Genomic DNA, 10,222 nt, shown 5'->3' with positions numbered 1-10,222 from the left:
ATGAATTCAGAATGGTTCTGACCGCAGTGTCAGACTACCTTACAGATCTATCAAATTCCGACCAAGCCCCTCCACCACGAACCTACGCACCGATTAGTACAGCTCTTGCCTTTACTGTGGAATCTTGGTTCCAGCCTTGCAAGAAGGCGCTCGACCGTCGATACAACGGGCAAGTCCGCTGGTCCTATGCGCGCCTCTTGCTCTCATTGCCGTGGGTGGTCTCATACAGATTCGTCGCCAGATGGTGGCAGCGACTTCGAGGTCAACCATATACAGATCCCTTCAGCTCAAACTTTCCGCAGCTCTTCTGCAGTTCATTAGCTCAAGCTCTCGGAAACAAGTGGAGCGAAGTTGTAGCCGCCTCTGGCGTCGAGAAGAACGATCTTCAAATATTGACGACTCAACATAGAGCCATGTCGCAAGATGCGTGCATTGCGTTACTGGAGAAACTCCGACCTCACGTTCCTGCACCCTTATGGAACGGCCTCCTTGCAGCGTCTTTGACGACGGATGTCGATAGCAGACCTATCAGCGTTGTAACTGTCGACGCAGTCAAAGCGAATGCCCTCTACTACCTCACAAGCCTATCAACCAAAGACGACAGTAGTAGTCAGATGGTTGAACAAACGTTCCAGAGCCTTTGGAGCCTCCGTCCAACGTCTAGGTAACGCAGTGCAGCCTAACCCATCATTCCAAGGGACGCGCCGCGATAAAACCGCGTCGCGCCCCTGAATTCAGACGTTAGGCCATAAAGACATCAGATGTTTGATCGGATTAAGAGTTTTTTCCGGGAAGTAAGAATTGATCTGGATTTCCCCCGCTATGAACGTCAGCATCGTGACGAGCATGAACGCCATGCTCAAAGGCGTTTCTCGACAGAGCAGCTCAATATTGAAAAAGGAAAATTGCTTAAAACAATTGAGTCCGAGGCGGGTTCTAAATTCAATGCATCAATACATGAAAAAGAAAAAAACAAAAAACAACACGAAGAAGTTGCAAGAGAAACAGAATATCTTCTTTCGTTCTTTTTAAGAGATTACAAGAAAGAGCTTAACGATCTTTATGCAGAGAAGGAAGTTCTTTCTTCAAAGAAGAAGGTGCTCTATGATGATTTATCTGAAATAAAAGACTCCTTGTCTGAGGCGTTCGATGAAAAAAGCAGTGCATACAGCGCGCTCAACGATTACAAGGATAGAATTGACTCGTGGTACGCAAAATCTGACAGAACGCCTTGGCTTTTCGGAAATGCAGCCAAAAAGTTACCAAAACATTCTTTGTTTGGGCAGAGTTTCGGCGACCTTGATTCATATAAGTATCATCGCGATTCTGCTTATGAAGATGTGCAAGCTGCAAAAAGCAAAATTAACAATTTAAAAAAAGAGCAACATGAACTGCATCGCTCAATAGAACAAGTTAAAGAGGAAATCGGAGATCTTTTCTCCCAAATAAATCAAGTTAAAAAAGATCGATCAAAAATGTATGAGCTGAAAAAATCAGGTCATCAGAGAAAGGAGTTACAAAAGAAACTTGATGTGTTACGCAATATTATTAGCTCTTTGGCCGGCGAAATTGAGAATTTTTTGCAAAGCAAAAAAGAGTTTATTACCCAGGAAAAACACCGACTCGGCGTTGTCGAGTTAGAGGCTAAGATAAGAAAAATTGAAGCGGAAAAAGATCAATTCTTGAAAAGCTTTGATTCTGATGAAAACAAACAAAACAGAAAGCGAGCACATAGAGAGATATGGCTAAAGCAGAGGGGCATGGCCTAACAATGGGCTCCAAGGGACACTCCGCTTCGCTTCACGCCCCTGAGCCCGGGCGTTATGCCTCACCGCGCCAATTTCAGTGCTCACATATGGGGTTCAAATGGAACTGATGTTTAAGGTCAAGTACGACGACGGCGAGCGCGAGTTCGATGGGCTCGATATGTACTATGGTGCACATTCATTAGCAGCCATTTCCGAAATACTCCTACTCACGATTCATGCCTCGATCCAGGGCGAGGTTGTTGTTCAAGCCCCCGCAGCGAAGGGCTTCCGCCTCGTGCTGAAAAAGAGCTACGAAGGCTCACTGGAACAGTACATTCAGCTTTTTGTAACAGACCCAGACACCCTAACGCTACTGACCGATCTTGGAAAAAATGGCTTGTACGACCTCATCAAGTTCGTGCTTTCAAGCTGCCTCGGTCTTCCTTTCGTCCTTTCAAACCGCAAGGCAAAAAAGAAACTGCAACAGCTCACCAAGGAAAACGACGACCTTCACGAGCGCCTAGAAAGAGCTTTGCTGAGGGCACATCTCCCGATCAAACATCAGGGGCTATCGGCTTCGCTGTCTCTTGGTCGAACACCAATTATCAGTTTTGATGCGGACACGTTGAACTACCTTGAGACTGAAGTTGTTGAGCCAGATACCGAAGTTGTTTCAGTGGCTGTAAGTCGCTTTAACGCACGAACCGGAACTGGGCGACTGATTACATCCATCAATTCAATCTCACACAGTTTCAGCCCCTTTGGCGAATTGGATGACTATCAGAAGACGATCATGGCTGACAATCTTGGGAAGGTTGCACGCGGTGAGTTCGATCCACTGACCGCAGTAGTAACAAAGGTCAACTCCACAAACGGTAGGTTGAAACGGTACCAACTCCACAGCATCACGGATATTTAGTTAATCCATGAGGCATAACCCTGCGGTCCACCGGACGCTGCGCGATAAAGCCGCGCAGCGCCGGTGACCTCCACGTTATGCATTTCAGAAGGTAATTACGAGTCACTATGCTTGAAATCAAAACAATCTCGCTCTTTCTGGTAACGGCAGTGGCCGAAATTGTTGGTTGCTACCTTCCCTATCTTTGGCTCACACAAGGAAAGAGCGTATGGCTTCTCGTCCCTGCGGGGTTGAGCCTCGCGGCTTTTGCGTGGCTTCTGTCGTTGCATCCCACCGCAGCAGGTCGTGTCTATGCCGCCTATGGTGGTGTTTACATCTTTGTGGCCATTCTTTGGCTTTGGGCAGTTGATGGTGTAAAGCCCACGACTTGGGATCTAGTAGGGTCTTCAGTAGCCCTTGTAGGTATGTCAATCATCATGTTCGCGCCAAAACATGCATAACAACGCCATCAACTCGGACGTGCAAAAGCGCCGCTTCGCTCTGCTTTTGCACGCCGGTTATGGCGAACGTTAGGCGTCAGATACCCATGCGCTACTGCGACGAGTACTGCATCAACGTCCCAGACGACTTCCCGATCGACGAGCTGACCTGCTTCATGGCTGCTGCTCGTCGCATCCTGCTGCAGCCCCAAAAGGGCTCTGAATGGCAAGAATTCGCTGGAGCATCCAACCTCATTGGCTGGCGCTTCCGGGCTGCTGGAGAAGAGTGGGAGAACTACAAGCGATCCTGGAATGAACTCGGCGTTGCGGTGCCCCATGAAGGGATCTATGTTCGAGAGAAGGCCCTATTCAATATGTTCTCTGCTGGTGTCTCCTGCATGGACAGCACCGCCTACGCGCTTGCGGCACTTGCAAGCCATCCTAGCGTCTTGGCGCTGCCTTTCGGAGCGAAGGAGCAACGAGCATGCAGTCTCAACCGTCTCAACGACTGGCTAGCACAGAAAGCGCCTGCCACTGGTTTGGCAGCAGCACTACGGACAATCTGTACTTCGGACGAATGGAAGCTGTGGGGAGACCTCCGCAACCGGATGTCGCACCGATCAAATCTGCCGCGCATCATCAATGCCTCAGTAGGTGCTCCGCTTCCTCCCGCCATGGCGCTACACTTTGCCGCTACCTCAAGTACACCTCCAGTCGAAGGAGAACTACCTCTGTTCGATGCGTTGCACACGTGGTTAGCCAAGGCATTACAGACCCTACTTCTTGAGGGTGCGGCGCTGTGCCCGCCCTGACGCCTAACCCTTCCGTCGAGAGGGACCGCCCACAAGCTGCGCTTGTGGGTTCCCTTCGCGGCTTCGCCGCTACGGCGGTCCCTCACGTCAAGCGTTAGGCATCTTTCAGAGGATTGCGTGAGCTATGTCAGATGAAGAGCTGATAGAGGCAATTGAACGAGCTAATTTGGGGCTTGAGCCACCGCCATTTGGTGAGCTATCCATTTCAATCATTGGATCACCAGCCTCGGTTCAGTCTTCTAAGAACGTCAAGAATAAGTATCTCGGGAAAATCAAGAATGTACTTTCACAATACAAGTTCGTTCTTACGGGCCAACTTACTCTGGATATCACTTGGCTGGTTCCAGCGAAAAGCAGATATGAAACAGACGCTAAAGCTGACATTGACAACTGCCTAAAGCCAATAATTGATGCTTTCACTGGCCCAGAAGGATTGTTCATTGATGATTGCCAACTCAAGGGCCTCTATATCTGTTGGCGACACATCGAGTCCGGAGAGGAAAGTCTGAATTTTGACTTTAAGTTCGATCCAGTCCAATGGGGCAACAAGGAAAATCTCGCTTTTATTCGGATTGACAATGCGATGTGTATCTTCGTCGACACGACCTGGCCCAAAGTCGCCAAAGTCATGTGGATTGAGGCTATGAGAATGGGGCAACAAAACAAAACGGCGCTTGAACATCTCAACGTATCGTATTTGGAGGCAGCGGGTCTCTTGGGAGGCAGCCAGCCTTTCCATAGGAGCCGCACCGGTGGGTTCCCAGTGTTCTCTCCCGAGGCATTTGTTGAGGAAGGCGCCGCAGATGCCTAACAATTCATTCAAGCCGACGCCGCTTCGCGGCGCGGCTTAATTCAGGCGTTATGCCCCACATGAGAATCTGTCGTGGATGACAGCACGTTAGACAAGATTGCTGAGTTCATCTGCGGCAACGGGGAGCAGTACCCGGTCTACCGCTCAAGCTCTTACCTCACCGCATTCTTTGAGCGTGCTGGCGTCCCTCGCTTTGTCCATGACGGTTCAACCCGGCAACGTTGGGTTCTAGATGCACTGCGTGCCTGCTCTCGTGAGGAGCTCGCGGGAGTCATCAAGCGACTCGCCTCGCCCAAGGAGTATCAGGGAGACAAAGCCAAGACCGGTATTGCGCTCAAGCTGCTCAATGAAGCCCTATACATCGAGGGCTTTGCTGTACGGCTAAAAGGCGTAGAGCCATACTTCGAGCGCATCACGGTTTCCTTTGATCCGGAAGCACCAGAGGCGGAGCTTAAGCCACTCCCTCCGCCTGATTTCTTGGCATTGCGGCTGGAACCAGGCATCGGCCAACTCCTCGCCGATAGATGGTCTGAGGCTCAACGATGCGTTGACGCTAAAGCCTTCCTTGCGGCGAACATTGTCATGGGCAGTCTCCTTGAGGGCTTGCTACTTGGCGTCTGCCAGCGTTTCCCACGAGACGCAAACACTTGCGCTGCTGCTCCTCGTGACAAAGAGGGCAAAGTATTGCCGTTTCATCAGTGGTCGCTGTCGAGCATGATTGACGTCGCCCACCACCTTAACTGGCTCGGCCTTGACGTCAAAAAGTTCTCTCATGCACTGCGTGACTTCCGCAACCTGATTCACCCGTATGAGCAGCTTGTCACCCGCGCCTCTCCGGACGCAGACACTTGCAGCATCTCTTGGCTTGTCGTACAGGCGGCAGTCAATGATTTGGCGCGTACACTGCGTGGGGCATAACAATTCATTCAAGCCGACACCGCTTCGCGGCGCGGCTTAACTCAGGTGTTATGCTGCTTACAGTCACGCCTTGGAGGTTTAGTCAATGGGCTTCTATCTGAGAAAGAGCATCAGTGTCGGGCCGTTGCGATTCAATCTGTCCAAGTCAGGAATCGGCGTTTCGGCTGGTGTAACTGGCCTTCGCTTTGGCGTCGGCCCACGAGGTAACTACGTTCACATGGGCCGAGGCGGACTTTACTATCGCGCTACGCTTCCTCCATCGTCGTCTCCCCGTAACTCACCACCTCAGTCACTTCCGCCATCGGCTTCTGAAATACCGCCAGGAACTCATGCGCCATTGGAGGAAATCGAATCCGCCGATGTTTCTCAAATCGTCGATTCGTCATCCCGAGAGCTTCTGGACGAGCTAAACCAAAAGCGCGCAAAGACTCGCCTGTGGCCTTTTGTTGCGGTTATCTCAGTTGCGGTGCTTGGTCTTGGGTTCTCTTCCGGCTGGCCCGTTTGGCTCGTAGGCATACTCGCAGTCGCTGCCGCTGCTGGAACATATGCAGCCCATACGCGAGACGCCCTACAAAAGACCGTTGTGCTCTTCTATGACTTCGATTCCGACATGGAAGCCGCCTATGCCAAACTTCACGCGGCCGCGAGCCAGCTTGCCAATTGCGCGGCGGCTTGGCATATCGAGGCGTCTGGAAAGGTACATGATCGAAAATATCATGCGGGAGCAAGCGATCTTGTCCGCCGAAAGAGCACTTCTATTCGTAGGGCTGAACCACCATACGTCAAGACGAACATCGAAACCGTCGCTGTTGGTGTAGGTCGTCAAACGCTTCACTTTTTCCCTGACCGCGTTCTCGTATATGACCAGAACGGCGTGGGTGCCGTTGGCTATCAAGAACTGCGAGTGGAAGTAGGCGCAACTCGATTCATCGAAAGCGAGTCTGTTCCCCGAGATGCCGAAGTCGTAGATCGAACGTGGAAGTACGTCAACAAGTCTGGTGGTCCCGATAAACGATTCAAGGACAACAAGGAACTGCCCATCTGCCGATACGAGGAAGTCACTCTGTCGAGTCAGTCTGGGCTAAATGAGGTGCTGCAACTATCCCGTTGCGGTGCCGGAAGCGGCTTTGCTGAAGCCATTTCTTCGCTGGGCAAGAGCATGCCTAAGGAAGGTGCCTGTGCCGCACAAGCGGCATAACCCTGCGGTCCACCGGACGCTGCGCGATATAGCCTCGCAGCGCCGGTGACCTCCACGTTAGACGTCATAGACCAAATGGCTTGGCTCTCAAGACTCTTCGAACGCGTGAAAGACGCCGCGCGCATGTCGTGTCATGGGCGTCTCGCGCGATACCTTCTATCGCTACCGTGACGCGCACGAACAAGGCGGCGTGCAAGCGCTGTTGGACAGCAACCGGCGCAAACCCAATCCCAAGAACCGCGTCGAAGAGGCCGTAGAGGCTGCTGTGATTGCCTATGCCCTGGAGCAACCTGCCCACGGCCAACTGCGTGCCAGCAATGAGCTGCGCCAGCGTGGCATCTTCGTCTCTGGCTCAGGGGTGCGATCGATCTGGTTGCGACACAACCTGGCCAGCTTCAAGCAGCGGCTCGCACAACTGGAGGCGCAAGTGGCACAAACAGGGGCCGTGCTGACAGAAGCCCAGGTGGCCGCACTGGAGCGCAAGAAGTGGCAAGGCCGAGACGCATGACTATCAGTTGTACCTGGCGATCAACGACATCGAGCACAGCAAGACCAAGGCCAATCACCCACAGACCAACGGTATCTGCGAGCGCTTCCACAAGACGATCCTGCAGGAGTTTTCTGAACTTCTACAGTTAAAAGCCTGAACTGGCAAGGATTGTTCGCCGCCGCGCAAGCTGTAGCGTTCTTGCTCTTCCTGATAGCTGGGTTCTTCTATGCCGCAGCAACTTAACCCTGCGATTCTCCGCAATTCATGCGGAGAATAAGCGCCTTATTCGCCGCAAATGCAAGGGGCGGGAATCAATCCAACGCCCCCGGATCCGCCCGCAACACCACCCGCGCCAATTCCGCCGCGCTGCCGATCCCCAGCTTCTCCATCACATGCTGCCGATGGATATGCACGGTCTTCTCGCTGATATCCAGTTCCCTGGCCACCAGCTTGTTCGGCAGCCCGCGCGCCACCAGCAGCGCCACTTCCGCCTCACGCGGTGACAGGCGCGCCAGCGCCTCATGCGCCTCGCGCGTGCGGCTGTCGCGCTGCAGCGTGGCCTCATGCTGGCGCAGTGCCGCGCTCACCACATCCAGCAGCCGCTGATCCTTGAACGGCTTTTCCAGAAAATCAAACGCCCCCTGTTTCATCGCCTGCACGGCCAGTTCCACGTCGCCATGGCCGGTGATGAACACCACCGGCGTGGTCCAGCCGCGCTCGCCCAGCGTGCGCTGCAGTTCCAGCCCGCTCATCTGCGGCATGCGGATGTCCAGCAGCAGGCAGCCGATGCGTTCGTCCGGCTCGGGGCAGGCGGCCAGAAACTCCGGCCCAGAGGCATGGCCGGTCACGTCCCAGCCCATGGATTCGAGCAGGAACAGCAGGGAGCGGCGGAAGGCGGCATCGTCGTCGACGACGTGCAGATGCCAGAGGTCAGGCTGGGTCATAGGCAGGGGCCTCAGCAAGTGGGGGAGGGGGAAGGTAGCGCGGCAGCGTCAGCGTGAAGCGCAGGCCGCGGCCGTGGTCGCCCGCGCGCGCATCGAGCCGGCCGCCATGCGCCTCGGCAATGGTGCGGCAGATGGCCAGGCCCAGGCCGAGGCCGTCGGGCTTGGTGGTGTAGAAGGGTTGGAACAGGCTCTGCAGCGCGTCTGGCGGCAGGGGTTCGCCGTCGTCCTGCACGGCCAGTTGCACCTGCCGGGCGTCGGCATCCAGCGCGATCTGCAGCGTCTGGTGTTCCGGCTCGAGCTGGCGCGTGGCGTCCAGGCCGTTTTTCAGCAGGTTGAGCAGCACCTGCTGGATCTGCAGGGCGTCGGCATCCACCAGCACATCGTCCGGCACGCGGTTGTGCACCAGCACGGTGGGCGCATGCACCATCATGCCGCGGAACAGGGCCACGGCATCTTCGGCCAGGCGCACCGGCGAGACTGGGCCGCTTTGCGCGCTGCGTTTGCGCGAGAAGCTGCGGATGCGGGTGACGATGTCGGCCGCGCGGTCGGCCTGGGTGGCGACTTCGCCGGCGGCGGTGCGCACGGCATCGTCCGTCAGGCGTTGCTGGTCGGCGCGGCGTAGCAGGCTGCGCGCATAGTTGCCGATGGCGGCCAGTGGCTGGTTCAGCTCGTGCGCCAGCGTGCTCGAGAGTTCGCCCAGCACCGACAGCCGCGCCATGTGGTCGGCCTGTTCCTTGGCCTGGCGTGCCTTGTCTTCAAGCGCATCGCGCGCATCCAGCGCCTGCTGCAGCGCCGCCGTGCGTGCACGCACCTGGTGCTCCACATGTACGGTATAGACGATCCACAGCACGATCAGCAGCGCCAGCCCGGCCACCCAGGGCCAGTAGCGCTGCGCCAGCACCATCAGGGTGGGCTCGCGCAGGTAGGCGTAGGGCCCGATTTCCAGCGTGCGGAAAAGTTCGTGCACCGACTGGTAATCGGCCGGCACCGACCAGCTCATCTGGTCGGCCGCCACCGTCATGCCCAGCAGCGAGGCGGTGAGTTGCTTGGCCAGTTCCGGCGAGGTGCCGCGCAGGCTGGCCACTGGCCAGTTGGGGTAGAGGCGGGTAGAGCTCGCACACGGAAAGCCCGGCAACTGCACCGGCGCCACCACGCGCAGTTGCTGCTGCCACTGCGGATGCGCTTCCAGCAGGCAGGTGCGGATCACGCCGGCATCGGCTTTGCCGTCCAGCACGGCCTGCACCACCTGCTCCATGGGCAGGCCGGTGCGGATCAGGCGCGCGCTGTCCACTGCCGGGTCCATGCCGATGCGTGCCATCTCACCCCACAGAATCTGGTAGCCGGCAAAGGCTTCCTGGCCGACCACCGCCAGGCGCTGGTTGCGCAGGTCCTGCAACTGCTGCAGGTCGGCGCGATCGCGCAGGGCGATCACGGTCGAGCCGAAGGCCGCTCCGCTGGCGCTGCCTTCCTGCATGCCGTGGTCCAGCGTGAGCAGGCGTGTTACGCCGTGGCGCGATTCCAGCTCCACGTACTGGCCGGGGTTGGTGATCAGGAAGGCGATGGTGCCGGATTCGACCGCCTGGTTCAGGCCGTTGTGGTCCAGGTATTGCAGGCTGAAGCGGTAGCCGGGCAGGGTATCCTGCAGGTGCTGCAACAGCGGGCGCCAGTCCATGGTGGTGCTGTCATCGCGCATGAAGGCGAGCACGCCGATGCGCACTTCGGGAGCAGAAGCGGCGGGCCTGGCGGCAGCAGCGGCCGTACTGGCGGGGGCGGATGGCGCATCGGGCGCAACCTGCGCCGACGAAGCAGCCACGCCCAGCAGGCAGGCCAGCGCAAACGCTCCCGCCCGACACCGCCGCCACAGTCCAGCACCGATTCCCATAGCCCTGATTCTAGGCCGCCACCCTGCCGCGGGGCAGTCGGTACAAGCAGGCAGCGGCATAGGGAAAAGCATCTATTCCGA

At 56.1% G+C, this 10,222-nt stretch carries 9 protein-coding genes and 2 pseudogenes; 9 read left to right on the top strand and 2 right to left on the bottom strand.

The window, feature by feature from the left end; all coding sequences use genetic code 11:
- Positions 1 to 761: 761 nt before the first annotated feature.
- The 9 genes and pseudogenes from KKQ75_RS07610 to KKQ75_RS07575 form a co-directional block, all read left to right on the top strand.
- The gene (locus KKQ75_RS07610) at positions 762 to 1,769 is read left to right on the top strand and encodes a hypothetical protein (RefSeq protein WP_213361325.1); all 1,008 of its coding nucleotides are present in this window, start codon (positions 762 to 764) and stop codon (positions 1,767 to 1,769) included.
- A gap of 97 nt (positions 1,770 to 1,866) precedes the next feature.
- Positions 1,867 to 2,667 (top strand): hypothetical protein, encoded by an 801-nt coding sequence (locus tag KKQ75_RS07605; protein ID WP_213361324.1) that lies wholly within the window; start codon positions 1,867 to 1,869, stop codon positions 2,665 to 2,667.
- Positions 2,668 to 2,774: 107 nt separating this feature from the next.
- Entirely contained in the window at positions 2,775 to 3,107 is a 333-nt protein-coding gene (locus tag KKQ75_RS07600) for a YnfA family protein (protein ID WP_213361323.1), read from the top strand.
- An 86-nt stretch (positions 3,108 to 3,193) separates the two neighbouring features.
- Complete coding sequence (locus tag KKQ75_RS07595) at positions 3,194 to 3,898, top strand: hypothetical protein (RefSeq protein ID WP_213361321.1); 705 nt, start codon at positions 3,194 to 3,196, stop codon at positions 3,896 to 3,898.
- Between the two features lie 124 nt (positions 3,899 to 4,022).
- Positions 4,023 to 4,709, top strand: a complete 687-nt coding sequence (locus KKQ75_RS07590; RefSeq protein ID WP_213361319.1) for a RusA family crossover junction endodeoxyribonuclease — start codon at positions 4,023 to 4,025, stop codon at positions 4,707 to 4,709.
- Positions 4,710 to 4,781: 72 nt separating this feature from the next.
- Entirely contained in the window at positions 4,782 to 5,627 is an 846-nt protein-coding gene (locus KKQ75_RS07585) for a hypothetical protein (protein ID WP_091813526.1), read from the top strand.
- Between the two features lie 85 nt (positions 5,628 to 5,712).
- A pseudogene (locus KKQ75_RS13175) lies at positions 5,713 to 5,859 on the top strand (DUF4236 domain-containing protein); the annotation flags it as partial.
- Positions 5,860 to 5,964: 105 nt separating this feature from the next.
- A complete protein-coding gene (locus tag KKQ75_RS07580) occupies positions 5,965 to 6,825 on the top strand; it encodes a hypothetical protein (protein ID WP_250131031.1) in 861 nt (286 codons plus the stop codon).
- Positions 6,826 to 6,943: 118 nt separating this feature from the next.
- A pseudogene (locus KKQ75_RS07575) lies at positions 6,944 to 7,454 on the top strand (helix-turn-helix domain-containing protein); the annotation flags it as partial.
- Between the two features lie 172 nt (positions 7,455 to 7,626).
- Here the strand turns inward: KKQ75_RS07575 and KKQ75_RS07570 are convergent.
- Both KKQ75_RS07570 and KKQ75_RS13130 read right to left on the bottom strand, forming a co-directional pair.
- On the bottom strand, positions 7,627 to 8,259 hold the full coding sequence (locus KKQ75_RS07570; protein WP_213361317.1) for a response regulator transcription factor: 633 nt from the start codon (positions 8,257 to 8,259) through the stop codon (positions 7,627 to 7,629).
- The gene (locus tag KKQ75_RS13130; RefSeq protein ID WP_213361316.1) at positions 8,246 to 10,141 is read right to left on the bottom strand and encodes a sensor histidine kinase; all 1,896 of its coding nucleotides are present in this window, start codon (positions 10,139 to 10,141) and stop codon (positions 8,246 to 8,248) included. Before KKQ75_RS13130 ends, KKQ75_RS07570 begins: the two co-directional genes overlap by 14 nt.
- Positions 10,142 to 10,222: the final 81 nt, after the last annotated feature.

The organism is Brachymonas denitrificans (assembly GCF_907163135.1).
Taxonomy (GTDB): Bacteria; Pseudomonadota; Gammaproteobacteria; order Burkholderiales; family Burkholderiaceae_C; genus Brachymonas; species Brachymonas denitrificans_A.
This window is presented reverse-complemented; position numbering and strand designations above follow the sequence as displayed.

Excerpts from the sequence above, each read along its gene's own strand:
- KKQ75_RS07610 (WP_213361325.1), top strand. The coding sequence starts at position 762 with ATGTTTGATCGGATTAAGAGTTTTTTCCGGGAAGTAAGAATTGATCTG.
- KKQ75_RS07605 (WP_213361324.1), top strand. The coding sequence starts at position 1,867 with ATGGAACTGATGTTTAAGGTCAAGTACGACGACGGCGAGCGCGAGTTC.
- KKQ75_RS07600 (WP_213361323.1), top strand. The coding sequence starts at position 2,775 with ATGCTTGAAATCAAAACAATCTCGCTCTTTCTGGTAACGGCAGTGGCC.
- KKQ75_RS07595 (WP_213361321.1), top strand. The coding sequence starts at position 3,194 with ATGCGCTACTGCGACGAGTACTGCATCAACGTCCCAGACGACTTCCCG.
- KKQ75_RS07590 (WP_213361319.1), top strand. The coding sequence starts at position 4,023 with ATGTCAGATGAAGAGCTGATAGAGGCAATTGAACGAGCTAATTTGGGG.
- KKQ75_RS07570 (WP_213361317.1), bottom strand. The coding sequence starts at position 8,259 with ATGACCCAGCCTGACCTCTGGCATCTGCACGTCGTCGACGACGATGCC.
- KKQ75_RS13130 (WP_213361316.1), bottom strand. The coding sequence starts at position 10,141 with ATGGGAATCGGTGCTGGACTGTGGCGGCGGTGTCGGGCGGGAGCGTTT.